The organism is Myroides odoratimimus (assembly GCF_001485415.1).
Lineage (GTDB): Bacteria > Bacteroidota > Bacteroidia > Flavobacteriales > Flavobacteriaceae > Flavobacterium > Flavobacterium odoratimimum.
Genome location: NZ_BCMQ01000008.1, coordinates 78,391 through 94,378 on the forward strand (window position 1 = coordinate 78,391; position 15,988 = coordinate 94,378).

13 protein-coding genes are annotated in these 15,988 nt (G+C 33.9%); 4 read left to right on the forward strand and 9 right to left on the reverse strand.

The annotated features are described in order from the left end of the window. Positions 1–5 precede the first annotated feature (5 nt). Positions 6–542: a DUF7935 family protein gene (locus MODO_RS09810; RefSeq protein WP_006259164.1), complete on the reverse strand. Its 537-nt coding sequence runs from the start codon at positions 540–542 to the stop codon at positions 6–8. A 120-nt stretch (positions 543–662) separates the two neighbouring features. Between MODO_RS09810 and MODO_RS09815 the strand changes: the two genes are divergently transcribed. The 3 genes from MODO_RS09815 (at position 663) to sucC (ending at position 4,987) form a co-directional block, all read left to right on the forward strand. Next, the gene (locus MODO_RS09815; RefSeq protein WP_006261007.1) at positions 663–2,999 is read left to right on the forward strand and encodes an ATP-dependent helicase; all 2,337 of its coding nucleotides are present in this window, start codon (positions 663–665) and stop codon (positions 2,997–2,999) included. Between the two features lie 30 nt (positions 3,000–3,029). Continuing rightward, entirely contained in the window at positions 3,030–3,650 is a 621-nt protein-coding gene (locus MODO_RS09820) for an L-threonylcarbamoyladenylate synthase (protein ID WP_006259162.1), read from the forward strand. A gap of 143 nt (positions 3,651–3,793) precedes the next feature. After that, complete coding sequence (sucC, locus tag MODO_RS09825) at positions 3,794–4,987, forward strand: ADP-forming succinate--CoA ligase subunit beta (RefSeq protein WP_006259161.1); 1,194 nt, start codon at positions 3,794–3,796, stop codon at positions 4,985–4,987. A 114-nt stretch (positions 4,988–5,101) separates the two neighbouring features. Here sucC and MODO_RS09830 read toward each other — a convergent pair whose 3' ends face one another. From MODO_RS09830 to MODO_RS09840, 3 genes are all read right to left on the reverse strand, one after another. Next, on the reverse strand, positions 5,102–5,533 hold the full coding sequence (locus tag MODO_RS09830; RefSeq protein ID WP_006259160.1) for a DUF1456 family protein: 432 nt from the start codon (positions 5,531–5,533) through the stop codon (positions 5,102–5,104). A gap of 32 nt (positions 5,534–5,565) precedes the next feature. Beyond that, the gene (gene uvrB / locus MODO_RS09835; protein WP_006259159.1) at positions 5,566–7,551 is read right to left on the reverse strand and encodes an excinuclease ABC subunit UvrB; all 1,986 of its coding nucleotides are present in this window, start codon (positions 7,549–7,551) and stop codon (positions 5,566–5,568) included. Between the two features lie 94 nt (positions 7,552–7,645). Further along, positions 7,646–8,875 (reverse strand): OmpA family protein, encoded by a 1,230-nt coding sequence (locus MODO_RS09840; RefSeq protein ID WP_006259158.1) that lies wholly within the window; start codon positions 8,873–8,875, stop codon positions 7,646–7,648. A gap of 164 nt (positions 8,876–9,039) precedes the next feature. On the opposite strand from MODO_RS09840, the gene MODO_RS09845 reads away from it, so the two are divergent. Further along, positions 9,040–9,465 (forward strand): NUDIX domain-containing protein, encoded by a 426-nt coding sequence (locus tag MODO_RS09845; protein WP_006259157.1) that lies wholly within the window; start codon positions 9,040–9,042, stop codon positions 9,463–9,465. Between the two features lie 20 nt (positions 9,466–9,485). Here MODO_RS09845 and MODO_RS09850 read toward each other — a convergent pair whose 3' ends face one another. The 5 genes from MODO_RS09850 to MODO_RS09870 all read right to left on the reverse strand — a co-directional run bounded on the left by MODO_RS09850 (position 9,486) and on the right by MODO_RS09870 (position 15,945). Continuing rightward, positions 9,486–9,767 (reverse strand): DUF3817 domain-containing protein, encoded by a 282-nt coding sequence (locus MODO_RS09850; RefSeq protein ID WP_006259156.1) that lies wholly within the window; start codon positions 9,765–9,767, stop codon positions 9,486–9,488. Positions 9,768–9,874: 107 nt separating this feature from the next. Then, positions 9,875–10,249: a hypothetical protein gene (locus MODO_RS09855; RefSeq protein WP_006259155.1), complete on the reverse strand. Its 375-nt coding sequence runs from the start codon at positions 10,247–10,249 to the stop codon at positions 9,875–9,877. Between the two features lie 255 nt (positions 10,250–10,504). Beyond that, positions 10,505–12,298 carry an acyl-CoA dehydrogenase FadE gene (locus MODO_RS09860; RefSeq protein WP_006259154.1) on the reverse strand — a complete coding sequence of 598 codons (1,794 nt, stop codon included), beginning with the start codon at positions 12,296–12,298 and terminating at the stop codon, positions 10,505–10,507. Between the two features lie 30 nt (positions 12,299–12,328). Continuing rightward, on the reverse strand, positions 12,329–13,510 hold the full coding sequence (locus MODO_RS09865; protein WP_006259153.1) for an acetyl-CoA C-acyltransferase: 1,182 nt from the start codon (positions 13,508–13,510) through the stop codon (positions 12,329–12,331). Positions 13,511–13,539: 29 nt separating this feature from the next. Beyond that, entirely contained in the window at positions 13,540–15,945 is a 2,406-nt protein-coding gene (locus tag MODO_RS09870) for a 3-hydroxyacyl-CoA dehydrogenase/enoyl-CoA hydratase family protein (RefSeq protein ID WP_059050962.1), read from the reverse strand. Positions 15,946–15,988 lie beyond the last annotated feature (43 nt).

Below are 15,988 nucleotides of genomic sequence, written 5' to 3' on the forward strand. Positions count from 1 at the left end.
GTGTTTTATTTATCTGTTATTGTATTTACTTCTAGTTTTATTGCTTTTCTAGCAATTTCTAACTTTTCTTCTATTATGATATTCTTTGCAATTAATGTCTGTCTAAGTTGACTAGCATCGATGATGTTAGGATTATTGCCTATTTGGTGTATTAATTCTATAATACTGTTTTTTGATTGAACTATAATTTGCCAAAGCTCTTCGCTAATATAGATTTGCTGAGCTACGTTATAGTCAAACTCTTGTTCTATATGATTTATTAAATTGATTTGATATAGCACTTTATCTTCTGTAGTAGGTGTAATTCTTAAAACTAATTTTTTTAGATCTATACGCTCAATTAGTATAATAAAACGTTCAAAAGCTTGTAGTTTTAAAGCTTGTAAGTCTATTGTATTTTGGGTTTTGAGTTTTTCTAATAGGACTAAATCTTTTTTTGTTTGATTTCTCAAAATACGGTTAAAGAATGTATATGCTAAAGCTGCTGAAATTAAGGCAGGTAGAGTATAGGCTAATAGCTGTAAAACAAATTCTGTGCTCATTGCGATCTTTTTAAGCAAAAATAGGGAATATTATGTTTGCTGTGATAATTTTTATGGTCGCAAAAAACTTGTTATAAAGGTATAGTAATTGTAATTTTGACCTTTTCGAGTAAATTAGATATGCAAAATTATATAGATCAGTTAAATGAGGCTCAAAGAGCACCTGTACTCCAGAAAGATGGACCAATGATAGTAATCGCTGGAGCAGGGTCAGGGAAGACGAGAGTGTTGACTTTACGTATTGCTTATTTAATGCATCAAGGAGTTGATGCTTTTAATATTCTAGCGTTGACGTTTACCAATAAGGCAGCTCGTGAAATGAAAGTAAGGATTGCTCAAATCGTTGGGAATTCAGAGGCTAAGAATCTATGGATGGGAACATTCCACTCTGTATTCGCTAAGATACTTAGAGCAGAGGCAGATAAGTTGGGGTATCCTAGTAACTTTACTATTTATGATTCTCAAGATAGTCAACGCCTTATAGGGCAGATTATAAAAGAGATGCAATTAGATAAAGATATTTATAAGCCAAAAGAAATACTAAGTAGAATTTCATCTTATAAAAATAGTTTAGTAACTGTAAAAGCATATTTTAATAATCCTGAACTACAAGAGGCTGATGCGATGAGTAAAAGGCCTCGTATAGGAGAGATTTATAATAATTACGTAGAACGATGTTTTAAGTCAGGAGCAATGGATTTTGATGATTTATTGTTAAAGACAAATGAGTTATTAACTCGTTTTCCTGATGTACTTTCTAAATATCAAAATAGATTCAAATATATATTAGTGGATGAGTATCAGGATACTAACCATTCACAATATTTGATAGTTCGTGCATTATCAGATCGTTTTCAGAATATTTGTGTAGTTGGGGATGATGCTCAGAGTATATACGCCTTTAGAGGAGCGAATATTAATAATATTTTGAATTTCCAAAAAGATTATGAAGGGGTAGAAACTTATCGATTAGAGCAGAATTATCGTTCGTCAAGAAATATTGTAGAAGCAGCTAACTCAGTTATTGATAATAATAAAGTTAAGCTAGAAAAGGTAGTATGGACCGCGAATGACTTTGGACCAAAGATAAAAGTACATAGATCATTAACAGATGGAGAAGAAGGACGTTTTGTAGCTTCTACTATTTTTGAAGAAAAGATGCAAAATCAAAAGAACAACAGTGATTTTGCTATTTTATATCGAACGAATGCACAGTCTCGTGCTATGGAGGATGCTTTGCGTAAAAAAGATATACCTTATCGTATTTATGGTGGTTTATCGTTTTATCAAAGGAAAGAGATTAAGGATGTATTGAGTTACCTAAGACTGGTAATTAATCCTAAAGATGAGGAAGCATTAGTACGTGTAATTAACTATCCAGCAAGAGGTATAGGAAATACTACTTTGGACAAATTAACAATTGCTGCTAATCACTATAAGCGTTCTATATTTGAAGTAGTTGAGCATATTGATAAAATTGACTTAAAAATTACTGCCGGTACACGTAATAAATTGAGTGATTTTAGCAATATGATTAAGGCTTTTCAAGCGTTGGAAGAAACAATGGATGCTTATCAATTGACGGAACATATTGTTAAAAAAACTGGGCTTGTTCAAGAGATGCGTAAGGATACTACTCCAGAGGGTATTACACGTATGGAGAATATTGAGGAACTACTGAATGGTATTAAAGACTTTATTGAAGGTCAACGTGAGGTAGATGGTGCTAGAGGAGCTTTAAGTGAGTTTATGGAAGATGTGGCTTTAGCTACAGATTTAGATAAAGATACGGGTGATGATGACAGGGTGGCCTTGATGACAATCCACTTAGCGAAAGGACTGGAATTCCCGACTGTATTCTGTGTAGGAATGGAAGAAGATTTGTTCCCAAGTGCAATGAGTATGAATACTAGAAGTGAATTAGAGGAGGAAAGAAGATTGTTCTATGTTGCTTTAACACGTGCAGAGCATCAGGCTTACTTAACTTATGCTCAATCAAGATATAGATGGGGGAAATTAGTAGATAGTGATCCTTCCCGATTTATAGAAGAAATTAAAGACGAGTATTTAGAGTATTTAACTCCAGTAGAAACAAATTATAGGTACAAACCGACTATTAATGCTGATATTTTTGGTGATGTAGATAAGAGTAAGTTGAGATTGAAAAAACCTGTTGCCGGTACTCCTCCTGCTTATGTAACCGAAAATGAAGAACCAAAAGAGAACAGGAATATAAGGAAATTAAAGCCTGTAGATGCTTCACCAACTAAGACTACTAGTCTTACAAATGGTAATCAACTGTTAGAAGTAGGCCAGGTAGTTATGCATGAACGTTTTGGTAAAGGGGTTATTATTAATCTTGAAGGTGTTGGTGCAGATAAGAAAGCGGAGATTCGATTTGATGTTGGAGGAATAAAAAAACTGCTGTTAAGATTTGCTAAGCTTCAAGTTTTATAGTAAATTGTATAGAGTATAAAAAATATAAGTATGTCACAGTTTATAAAGATTTATCCAGAGAATCCTAATGAAAAGGAAATTGATAAAGTGGTTAAGGTATTAAGAGAGGGAGGTCTAGTTATCTACCCTACTGATACTGTGTATGGGTTAGGATGTGATATATCAAATTCTAAGGCATTAGAAAGAATTGCTAAGATTAAAGGAATAAAATTAGATAAGGCTAACTTTTCTTTTGTTTGTTATGATCTAAGTAATATTTCTAACTATGTGAAGCAGATAGATACTTCTATATTTAAAATATTAAAGAAAGCATTACCTGGTCCTTATACTTTTATTCTTCCTGGAAATAATGAACTTCCTAAAGAGTTTAAGAAGAAAAAAACAGTAGGGATTCGTGTGCCTGATAATAATATTGCAAGAGAAATTGTTAGAAAACTTGGTAACCCAATAGTATCTACTTCTATTTATGATGAAGATGAGATATTAGAGTATACTACTGATCCAGAATTGATATTTGAAAAATGGCAAAATATAGTTGATATTGTTATTGATGGAGGGTATGGAAATAATGAAGCATCAACAGTAATTGACTTGTCAGGAGAAGAACCTGAAATTATAAGAGCAGGTAAGGGAGATACTGATATCTTCTAAAAGAATCAAATAAGTATAAAAACGAATTAATAAACAAGGTTAATTTACAGTTACAAGCTATATAAGCTTAATTAAATTAGGGTTTTTCAAACTGAATTGTTATTTTTGTAACTGTTTATATTAAAAGCTAAACGTATCACACTATGAATTTACATGAATTTCAAGGTAAAGAAATATTAGCTAGCTACGGTGTAAGAGTACAACGTGGATTAGTAGCTAACAACGCAGAAGAAGCAGTTGAAAAAGCAAAACAACTTACAGAAGAAACTGGTACAAGTTGGTATGTAATTAAAGCTCAGATCCATGCAGGAGGAAGAGGTAAAGGAGGAGGAGTTAAGTTGGCTAAAAACTTAGACGAAGTAAAAGAAATCGCTGGTAAGATTATCGGTATGGATTTAATTACTCCACAAACTCCACCAGAAGGAAAAAGAGTTAACCGTGTTTTAGTAGCAGAGGATGTTTACTACCCTGGAGAAAGCGAAACTAACGAGTTTTACATGTCTGTACTACTTGATAGAGCTAAAGGACGTAACATGATTATGTATTCTACTGAAGGAGGTATGGATATCGAAGAAGTTGCTGAGAAAACTCCACACTTAATCTTCAAAGAAGAAATCGATCCAGCAGTTGGATTACAAGGATTCCAAGCTAGAAGAATTGCTTTTAACTTAGGATTATCTGGAAATGCTTTCAAAGAAATGGTTAAGTTCGTAGATGCTTTATATAGAGCATACATTGGAAGTGATTCTTCAATGTTCGAGATTAACCCTGTATTAAAAACTTCTGATGATAAAATTTTAGCTGTTGATGCTAAAGTGACTTTAGATGATAATGCATTATACAGACAAAAAACTTATGCTGAGTACAGAGACGTTACTGAAGAAAGACCTATCGAAGTAGAAGCTAAAGAAGCAGGATTAAACTATGTGGATTTAGATGGTACTGTAGGATGTATGGTTAACGGTGCTGGATTAGCAATGGCTACTATGGACTTAATTAAGTATGCTGGTTTCGAACCTGCTAACTTCTTAGACGTAGGAGGAACTGCTGATGCTAAACGTGTTGAAATCGCTTTCCGTATTATCTTAAAAGATCCTAACGTAAAAGCTATTTTAATTAACATCTTTGGAGGTATCGTTCGTTGTGACCGTGTTGCTCAAGGTGTTGTTGATGCATACAAGAACATGGGTGACGATATTAAAGTGCCAATCATCGTTCGTTTACAAGGAACTAATGCTGAATTAGCAAAAGAAATTATCGATCAATCAGGTATGCCTATTTTATCTGCTATTGCTTTCCAGGAAGCTGCAGACCAAGTAAAAGTGGCTTTATCATAATTTAGATAAAAGAATATAAAAAAGGCTAGCTCATTTGAGCTGGCCTTTTTTATTATGTGTTTTTATAGGAGAGATAAAAAAATAAAGCTATTCTTTTAAAGAATAGCTTTATTTTTATTTTTTTCCATTTTTGAATTTGATTCCTGCTAATGGTGATTTAGGAGTAGTCTTTTTATTAGAAGTAGTCTTCTTTTTGAAATCTACGTTTTTACCTGAGTTTCCTTCTTTTTTAGGCGCTGGTTTAGTTTTCTTGTCCGTTGTCTGTTGTTTAAATGGTTTTATTTCAGACTTATTGGAAGCTAATACTTCTAATGGATTCTTAGGGGCTTCTTTTGTTCCTCTTAAGTGAATTACTAAACCATTTAGAAAGTTTCTTAGAATTTGATCTCCACATTCTATGTATTTAGGATGGTCAGCATTTCTAAAAAAGTTACCAATTTCACCTTTTGAAATTCTAAAATCAACTAATTCTAAAATTTCTACTATTTGATCGTCGCGTAATTGTAAAGCAACTCTCAGTTTCTTTAATATGTCGTTATTATTCATTCTATCTATTTTTGCAAAGGTAATTAAATTATCTACAGTTTATCTTTTAAAGCTTTTATTTCGTCTCTTAAACGAGCTGCATTGATAAAATCTAAGTCTTTAGCAGCTTTTTCCATTTCTTTTCTCTTCTCTCTTATTATTTTTTCTATATCAGCTTTGGATTTGTATTTAAGAGTTTCTTCTGCTGCTTGAAGAATAGTTTCTTTTTGGATGTCTTCATAAGAAGCTTTGACTAATTCACTAGATATTTTTTTGTTAATAGCAGTAGGAGTGATGTTGTGCTTCTTGTTGAAATTCATCTGCTTTTCTCGTCTATAGTTTGTTTCATCTATAGTTTTTTGCATGCTATCTGTAATTTTATCTGCATACATAATTGCTTTTCCATTTACGTTTCTAGCGGCTCTTCCAACAGTTTGTGTAAGTGATCTATGACTTCTAAGAAAACCTTCTTTATCAGCGTCTAAAATAGCTACTAGAGAAACTTCGGGTAAGTCTAGTCCTTCTCTTAATAAGTTTACTCCAATTAATACATCAAATAATCCTTTTCGTAAATCTTGCATAATTTCAACACGCTCTAACGTGTCAACATCTGAATGAATATATCTACATCTTATTCCTACACGAGTGAAATATTTAGCTAGTTCTTCAGCCATTCTTTTGGTTAGAGTAGTGACTAATACTCTTTCATCTTTTTCAACTCTTGAATGGATTTCTTCGATTAAATTATCTATTTGATTTTCTGTCGGTCTAATTTCGATTATGGGGTCAAGTAATCCAGTAGGACGGATTAATTGCTCTACATAAATACCTTCTGATTTTTGTAATTCATAATCAGCTGGGGTTGCAGAAACATATACTACTTGATTTTGCATTGCTTCAAATTCCTCGAATTTAAGAGGTCTGTTGTCTAGTGCGGCAGGTAGTCTGAATCCATATTCTACTAGATTTTCTTTACGAGATCTATCACCTCCATACATGGCATGTACTTGTGATACAGTAACGTGACTCTCATCGATAACCATTAGATAATCATCTGGGAAATAATCTAGTAAACAGAATGGGCGTGTTCCTTGTTCTCTGCCATCTAGGTATCTTGAATAGTTTTCAATACCAGAACAATAGCCGAGCTCTCTGATCATTTCTAAATCAAAGTTAGTACGTTCTTCTAGACGTTTAGCTTCTAAGTGTTTTCCTATTTCTTTGAAGTAATCAACTTGTTTAACAAGGTCTTGTTGTATTTCCCATATAGCTTTTTGTAGTACATCTGGCGATGTTACAAACATATTAGCTGGATAAATATTAAGGTTGGTGTATTTCTCTATTACAGCAGAAGTTGAGGGATTGAATACTTCAATATCTTCAATTTCATCTCCAAAAAAATGTATTCTAAATGGATTGTCTGCATAACTAGGGAATACTTCTACTGTATCTCCTTTTATTCTAAAAGTTCCTGGGGTGAATTCGGCTTCAGTTCTAGCATATAAACTTTGTACTAATCTATGTAACAGTTTTGTTCTGCTTATTTGTTGATCTAATTCAAGAGTGATTACGTTTTTTTGGAACTCAATAGGGTTACCTATACCGTATAAACAAGAAACAGATGCTACTACAATAATATCTCTTCTTCCTGAAAGTAGGGCAGAAGTAGTGCTTAATCGCATTTTTTCTAGTTCTTCATTGATAGATAGATCTTTTTCTATATAGGTACCTGTAACAGGTAAGAATGCTTCAGGTTGGTAGTAGTCATAGTATGAGACAAAATACTCTACTGAGTTATTAGGGAAAAAACTTTTGAATTCTGTGTATAGTTGTGCTGCTAATGTTTTGTTGTGAGCAAGTATTAGTGTAGGTCTGTTTACTTCGTTAATAACATTTGCAACAGTAAATGTTTTTCCAGAACCAGTAACTCCAACTAATGTTTGGTATTTTTCATCTGCATTGATTCCCTGAGCAAGTTTTTTTATTGCTTCAGGTTGATCCCCTGTTGGTTTATACTCTGAATTTAATTTGAATTTCATAGTTGATTTAATAAGTATACAAAGTTACTTATTAAAAATAAAAAAAGCGCAAGAATAATCTTGCGCTTTAATATGATTAGATTGAATTCTAAATTTAGTTAATTTTGAATACAACTTTTCTTGCAATTCTACGAGCTGCAGCTGAATCTTTAGACACTGCGTCATCGATTCCGTTTCCTTTAGCAGAAACTTTAGAAGCACTAACTCCAGATTTAACTAAGATATCTTTAACTGCGTTAGCACGTCTTTCAGATAACTTATTGTTGTAAGATTTGTTTCCTACTGCATCAGCATAACCCATAACTTCAACAGAAGCATTTGGATTAGCTTTTAAGTAGTTAACGATGAAATTGATTCCGTCAACGTTTGTTGGTTGAGTTTTATCAAAGTCAAAATAAGCAGCAACATATCCTTTGTTGATTAATTCTTTAATCATGTTAGAATCGTTACCTGCAACAGCTTGCTCTGGTTGGTTACCATATTTCTCAGCGATGAAAGCTTCGATGTTATCAGCGATACCGTTGTTGTTTTTATCGATATTTCTACCTCTAGAATCAACTAAAGCACCAGCTGGTGTATTAGGCTCTAGATCTAAGTAATCTGGCACACCGTCTCCATCAGAGTCAACTAACATGCTTTCTACTTTAGATACTCTTCCATCTAATTCAGCTAATAAAGCATTTTCTTGTTCTGCTTCAGTATACCAATCAGCGTGTTGAGCATTTTTACCTAAATAGATAGAAACTCCAACAGAAGCGTTAAACATAGTTCCTTGAGCGATAGAACGGTTAGTTGTACCTACACCATTCCAGTTTTTGTTTTGCTCTAAGTTTTGAATAACTGTAAAGTCTGCGTTTAATGCAACACGTGGGTGAACTTTAATTTGACCAGTTAATCCAGCCATTAAGTGTCCCATATTGTCTGTTCCAGAGAATGCATCTCCGTTCATCCAAGAGTAACCTCCCCCAGCGTGAGCTTGTACGTTTAATACTTTAGTCCAAGTTTCGAAGTTTAAAAGTCTTCCAACGTTAACAACCCCTTCTAAGCTTGTTCTGTAGTGGTTAGTGTTTAAATCAGCATCATTAGTCCAGTTGTCTAATTTATCATAGCCAAAAGAAGCTTTAATACCAAATTTGTTGTTTAAGCTATAACGTACACCTCCATCTAAGTGTAAGTTTTTGAATGTTTCAGCAGATTGACCTGCTCTAGCTGGTTTAGCAAATCCTCCATTTAAGTCAATAGACCATTTGTTGTAAGGACTTTGAGCATGAACAGCACCAAAAGCTAATACAGAAGCCAATAACGGTAATGTTAATTTTTTCATAGTTGTCTTTTTAATTTCCATTAAACATGATTAAAATAATCAGTTTTTTTACTAATCGCTTATGGAGCAAATATAAGGCAAAGATTTGTAATAGAAAGATAAAATGTTGTTTTTTTGTAAAAAAGGATAGTTTTAGTACTTTTGTTTCATAAAAATTGTATAATATGGGATATGTTTCGAAGATATTCGTTACTGTAGATGTAGTATTGTTTAAAAAATATTTAAATATTTCACAGATATTATTAATAAAGCGCAAAAATGAACCGTTTCGTGATTATTGGGCTTTACCTGGTGGTTTTGTAGACGAAAATGAAGATTTAGAGATTGCAGCAAAGCGTGAATTACGTGAAGAAACGTCAATCGACCTGAATCAACTTACTCAAATTAAAGCATATGGGAAACCTTTTAGAGATCCAAGATCGCACATGGTGACTGTAGCTTTTTGGGCAGAAGTAGGAGAGGGGGTTATTGGTGAAGCTGCTGATGACGCTAAAGAATTGAAATGGTTTAATATAGATGATTTACCACAGTTAGCTTTTGATCATTTAGATATTATAACTGATGCGGTAGATATATATAAAAAAAAATAAGTCTGTACAGACTTATTTTTTTATGCTTTACTTTCAAGAAGTTTTTTTTCCATGATAAAAGTACCAAATGGAACAATTGAAGCTAGACAGATAAGGCCATACTTTTTCATACTCCATTTTTCATCACTTTTAAGTACTGTAGCCATTACTATATATAGTATAAACAATACTCCATGTGCCATTCCGACTTTACTTACCATTTCTGGTTTGTGTAGAAAGTATTTTAAGGGCATAGCGATAAACAAAAGTGCTAGTAGAGATAAACCTTCAAGCAGCGCAACAATTTTAAATGTCTTTAGCATCTTAATTAAATTAGAAGTTTTAAGTATGCTAATATAGTTTTAAAATAGAAACAAAAAAAGCCTAACAGGAGTTCTGATAGGCTTTTATATTTAGATTAACATTTTAATTAGAAATCTAATAAACGATTGTTGTAATCTTTTAAGTCTTCTAAGTTATGTTTGTTATTAATGTCTTTGTATAAAGATAATAAGTACTGTAAACTTTCTAAGTCATTCTTAGATTCTTTCTCAACTGCAGTTGCCCCTTCTTCTCCTTCTTCTTCGATCGGCTCATCAGATGGTATTGCAATTAAAAAAGCTTTGTTGTTTTGAATGTGCTCATAAGCTAAACGAATAGATTTAACTAACACTGGTTTTTCTTCAAGTAGAGCAAACTCTCTAAGTTTTTGTAAATCTGCTACAATGTTTTCTACAACAAGACCATCAGAAATTAAATCTGATTGAATCTTTTTAATCAATTTTAAAGCATTTGCGTTTTCCACAGTAAATATCTTTTAAGTATAAAAAAATTATGGTGCAAAAGTAAACTTTTTAGATGATTATAGTGAAACAAAAGATGAAATATTTTGAACAAATTTTTGCAAAGTGCTGATTTTTCGTTTTTTATTTATGAATTGTTTCTTTTTTAAGATGATAGAAAGGTTTCTTATTTGTGTTATAAAATAAAAAACCGCCCTTTTCATAAGAAAAGTAGCGGTTTTTTTCAAACAAACTAAACCAAATCGTTTGTATTCGTACTAGAATACATATTCGTTTGACTCTACCAATTTCGTTGCAATAGTTTCTCTAAGTGCATTTACATTTGGTAAGTTTACATATTTTGTAAATCTGCGTAGTCCCATTAGCATTACACGTTGTTCATCACCTTCAGCAAAAGAAGCGATACCTTCTTTTCCTTTTGCTCCGATGATATCTACAGCGTGATATAAGTATAATTGAGCCATAGCGATTTGTTCTTTGATATTCTCTTCTCCTTTTAACTTCGCTAATTTCTCAGTTCTAAGGATAGCACTTTCTGCCATATAAATTTCAATCATCATATCAGAAGCAGCCATTAATAATGCTTGGTGTTTATCTAGGTCTGGACCATATTTTTGAACAGCACTACCAGCTACCATTAAGAAAGCTTGTTTCAGTTTGCTGATCATTTCTTTCTCTTCTGCAAATAATTCAGAATAATCAGGTACATCAAAGCTTGGTATACTCATTAATTCATCAGCTACTTTCATAGCAGGACCTAATAAATCTACATGTCCTTTCATTGCTTTTTTGATTAACATTCCAACTGCTAGCATACGGTTAATCTCGTTTGTTCCTTCATAGATACGAGATATACGAGCATCTCTCCATGCACTTTCCATAGGTGTGTCTTCTGAGAATCCCATTCCTCCGAAGATTTGGATTCCTTCATCAGCACATGATTGAACATCTTCTGACACTGCTACTTTAAGGATAGAACACTCAATAGCGAATTCTTCTACTCCTTTTAATTCAGCCTCTTGATGTGAATTTCCTTCAGCAACACGTTGGTTAATTCTTTCTTCAATAGAAGCAGCAGCTCTATATGAAGCAGCTTCACCTACATAAGCATTTGTAGCCATCTCTGCTAGTTTAGTGCGAATAGCACCAAAAGTAGAAATTGGTGTTTTAAATTGGATACGCTCATTAGCATATTTTACTGATTGCGTGATTAAACGGCGTTGAGAATCTAAACAAGCAGCAGCTAATTTAATACGTCCTACGTTTAATGCATTCATTGCAATCTTGAAACCATTTCCTCTTTCTGAAAGCATATTCTCCACAGGAACTTTTGTTTCACTGAAGAATACCTGACGAGTAGAAGATGCTCTAATACCTAATTTGTGTTCTTCTTCTCCTAAAGTAATTCCATTGCTAGGATCGTTTTCTACGATAAATCCTGTGATATTTTTATCATCTTCTATACGTGCAAATACGATAAATACATTACAGAAACCAGCATTAGAGATCCACATTTTTTGTCCTGTGATAGAGTAGTGTTTCCCATCAGCTGATAAGACAGCTTTTGTTTTACCTGAGTTAGCATCAGATCCAGCATCTGGTTCTGTTAAACAGTAAGCACCAAACCATTCTCCTGAAGCTAATTTTGGAACGTATTTTTTCTTTTGTTCTTCGTTACCATATAATGTAATTGGCATTGTGCCAATTCCTGTATGAGCACCAAAGGCAGTTGAGAAAGAACCTGTTGCTCCTGAAATATAATCACATACCAGCATTGTAGAAATGAACCCCATTTCTAATCCTCCATAAGCTTCTGGTACAGCAACACCTAATAATCCTAATTCTCCAGCTTTACGCATAGAAGCTTCTGTGAAAGCGTAATCTTTTTTCTCAAACTTTTCTTTGTTTGGCCATATTTCTTTATCAATGAATTCTTTTACAGAATCACGCATCATGATTTGTTCTTCTGTGAAGTCTTCAGGAGTAAATACGTCTTGGTATTTAGTTTCTTTAATTAAAAATTGTCCTCCTCTTGTGATATCTTTACTCATAATATATTTCGTTTATTGGGTTAATAGCTTTTATAATAGTTCATAGATTCCTGCAGCACCTTGTCCTGTACCGACACACATCGTTACCATTCCGTATTTAGATCCACGACGTTTCATTTCATCAAATAGTTGTACTGATAGTTTAGCACCTGTACATCCTAGAGGGTGTCCTAACGCAATAGCACCACCGTTTACATTGACGATATCAGGGTTGATACCTAGTTCTCTAATTACAGCTAATGACTGAGAGGCAAAAGCTTCATTTAATTCGAATAGGTCTATATCTTTTAGTTGTAACCCAGCTTGTTTTAAAGCTTTTGGAATAGCTTTTACTGGACCAATACCCATGATGCGTGGTTCTACACCAGCTGCAGCATAATTAACCATACGAGCGATAGGCTCAATGTTTAATTCTTTAACCATTTCTTCTGACATCACCATAACGAATGCAGCACCATCACTCATTTGAGAAGAGTTACCTGCTGTTACAGATCCATCAGCAGCAAATACAGGTCTTAGTTTTGCTAAAGCCTCAATAGAAGTTCCTGCTCTAGGGCCTTCATCTTTAGTGATTGTATATGATTTGCTATCTTTTTTACCTTTTTCGTTAATGAATACTTCATTAATGTTGATTGGAACAATTTGATCATCAAATTTTCCATCTGCTTGTGCTTTTAAAGCTTTCATATGAGAGTTAAAAGCAAACTCATCTTGATCTTCACGAGAAACTTTAAATTGATGGGCTACCGCTTCAGCTGTTAATCCCATTCCCCAGTAGTAATCTTCGTGTCCTTCTTTTGCTACACCATAATCAGGAGTTGGTTTGTATCCTCCCATAGGGATATAACTCATACTTTCTGCTCCTCCAGCGATAATACAATCAGCCATACCAGCTTGGATTTTAGCAACAGCCATTCCAATAGTTTCTATACCAGATGCACAGTATCTATTTACTGTAACTCCAGGTACATCATCTATTTTTAATCCCATAAGAGAGATTAGACGTCCCATGTTTAATCCTTGTTCAGCCTCAGGCATAGCGTTACCTACCATAACATCATCAATACGTGACTTGTCAAATTCAGGTAGTTTACTCATTAAATATTCAATAGTTTCAGCAGCAAGTTCATCAGGTCTTTTAAATCTGAATACTCCTTTAGGAGCTTTACCTACAGCTGTTCTATATCCTTGTACTATATATGCAGTTTTCATATTCTTTGTCGTTTTTAATTGGTTAAAGATTAGTTTCTTAATGGTTTACCATTTTTCAACATATACTGGATTCTTTCAAGAGTTTTGCGCTCTCCACATAGTGATAAGAATGCTTCTCTTTCTAGATCTAGTAAGTATTGTTCAGTCACTAAAGTAGCTTCTGATAAATCTCCTCCAGCCATAACATATGCTAATTTGTTAGCTATTTTACGATCGTGTTCAGAGATGTATTTACCAGCCATCATACTGTCAGTTCCTACTAAGAACATACCTAAAGCCTGACGACCTAGTACTTTAATATCTTTGCGTTTAGCAGGCTGAGTGTACCCAGCTTGAGCTAATACTAAAGCCTCACGTTTCGCTTGTGCTAATTGTAAGTCTTTATTTACAACTACTACATCTTTACCTTTTTGTAATATATTTAAGTCAAAAGCTTCTTGAGCAGAGGTAGCTACTTTCGCCATACCGATTGTTAAGAAGTGCTCTTGTAGTGTATTTAATTCCACATCGTTTTTGCGGTATAGATCAGACGCTCTTACTGTCATCTCTTTAGAACCACCTCCACCAGGGATAAGTCCTACACCGAATTCAACCAGTCCGATATAGGTTTCAGCAGCAGCGACTACCTTATCAGCGTGTAAGCTTAACTCACATCCACCACCGAATGTCATACCATGAGGAGCAGCAACTACTGGAATACCAGAGTAACGCATTTTCATCATCGTATCTTGGAACGTTTTGATAGCGATATTTAATTCATCCCAATCTTGCTCTGCAGCCATCATGAAAATCATCATTAAGTTAGCACCTACTGAGAAGTTACTACCTTGGTTACCTACTACAAGTCCTTGAAAGTCTTTTTCTGCAATTTCAACAGCTTTGTTTAATCCGGCTAAAACACCACCACCGATGGTATTCATTTTTGAGTGAAACTCTAAGTTCACAATACCATCACCTAAGTCAATAAGTGATGCTTCACTATTACCCCAAACCTTATTAGTTGTTCTAATATTATCTAAGATAATGAATGCATCTTGTCCAGGGATTGGTTCAAATGTTTTAGTGTTTTGATTGTAGAATAACTTTTTACCATTCTCTACTTTATAGAAACTCTTTGCTCCAGATACAGCTAATTCTTTAACCCAATCAGCTACTACATATCCTTCTTTTTCGACGATAGCAATACCTTTTTCAAGACCTACTAAGTCCCAAGTTTGGAACGGTCCATACTTCCATGCATATCCTGTACGCATCGCATCATCGATAGGGAATAGGGTATCTGTAATTTCTGGAACACGTTGAGAAACGTAAGCGAATAATGAAGCAAAGTGTTTTCTGATTAATTCACCTGCTTTTGTCTGATCTGCTAATAATAAAGCTAATTTAGCTTTAGTACCTCCAGCTTGTTTTGCTGTTTCTAGTACAGCAATCTTAGCACGTTCTAATGGACGGTATTCTAATTTTTCTAAGTCAAGAGCGAAGCGATTTGTTTTTCCCTCTTTGTCTACTTCTTTATAATAGAATCCTTTTCTAGACTTATCACCTAAGAATTTGTTTTCTAATAGGAAGTTTAAAGGTTTACTGTCTTTTACCTCTTGGATCATAGCGTCATGAGGACAGTTTTGTTTTAAGCCATTTGTTACGTTAATAGCAGTATCAAGACCTACTAAGTCTCCTAGTTTAAATGTACCAGTCTTAGGACGACCTAGGATAGAACCTGTTAATGTATCAGCTTCTTCAATAGTCAACCCAATCTCTTGTGCCAACTGCATTACCATCGCCATAGAGTATACACCGATACGGTTACCGATAAAGCCAGGAGTATCTTTACATAATACAGGAGTTTTACCTAAGTATAAGCTACTATATTTTTGGAAGAATTCGATAACTTCTGGAGCTGTATGAGGACCAGGAATGATTTCGAATAATTGTAAATATCTAGGTGGGTTAAAGAAGTGTGTTCCACAGAAGTGTTTTTGGAAATCTTCTGAACGGCCTTCTACCATTAATTTCATTGGGATACCAGATGTATTAGATGTAATTAATGAACCTGGTTTTCTGTATTTCTCGATTTGCTCGAATACAGATTTCTTAATGTCTAATCTTTCGATTACCACTTCGATTACCCAGTCGCAATCTTTTATTTTTACTAAATCATCTTCTATATTTCCTGTAGCGATGCGTGAAGCAAAAGCTTGAGAATAAATAGGAGCAGGTTTAGATTTTAGTGCATTAGCTAAGTGAGTACTTGCTATTTTATTTCTAACAATCTTACTTTCTAGGGTAAGACCTTTCTTTTCCTCTTCAGGAGTTAATTCTCTAGGTACAATGTCAAGAAGCAATACTTCTAATCCGATATTTGCAAAATGACAAGCAATAGCTGATCCCATTACACCAGATCCTACTACGGCTACCTTTTTAATTATTCTTTTCATATTTATTGTTCTTTGGTTTTTAATACTATTATTTAACTCTCTT

Coding starts and splice junctions, on each gene's coding strand:
- MODO_RS09810 (WP_006259164.1), bottom strand. CDS start 542: ATGAGCACAGAATTTGTTTTACAGCTATTAGCCTATACTCTACCTGCC.
- MODO_RS09815 (WP_006261007.1), top strand. CDS start 663: ATGCAAAATTATATAGATCAGTTAAATGAGGCTCAAAGAGCACCTGTA.
- MODO_RS09820 (WP_006259162.1), top strand. CDS start 3,030: ATGTCACAGTTTATAAAGATTTATCCAGAGAATCCTAATGAAAAGGAA.
- sucC (WP_006259161.1), top strand. CDS start 3,794: ATGAATTTACATGAATTTCAAGGTAAAGAAATATTAGCTAGCTACGGT.
- MODO_RS09830 (WP_006259160.1), bottom strand. CDS start 5,533: ATGAATAATAACGACATATTAAAGAAACTGAGAGTTGCTTTACAATTA.
- uvrB (WP_006259159.1), bottom strand. CDS start 7,551: ATGAAATTCAAATTAAATTCAGAGTATAAACCAACAGGGGATCAACCT.
- MODO_RS09840 (WP_006259158.1), bottom strand. CDS start 8,875: ATGAAAAAATTAACATTACCGTTATTGGCTTCTGTATTAGCTTTTGGT.
- MODO_RS09845 (WP_006259157.1), top strand. CDS start 9,040: ATGGGATATGTTTCGAAGATATTCGTTACTGTAGATGTAGTATTGTTT.
- MODO_RS09850 (WP_006259156.1), bottom strand. CDS start 9,767: ATGCTAAAGACATTTAAAATTGTTGCGCTGCTTGAAGGTTTATCTCTA.
- MODO_RS09860 (WP_006259154.1), bottom strand. CDS start 12,298: ATGAGTAAAGATATCACAAGAGGAGGACAATTTTTAATTAAAGAAACT.
- MODO_RS09865 (WP_006259153.1), bottom strand. CDS start 13,510: ATGAAAACTGCATATATAGTACAAGGATATAGAACAGCTGTAGGTAAA.
- MODO_RS09870 (WP_059050962.1), bottom strand. CDS start 15,945: ATGAAAAGAATAATTAAAAAGGTAGCCGTAGTAGGATCTGGTGTAATG.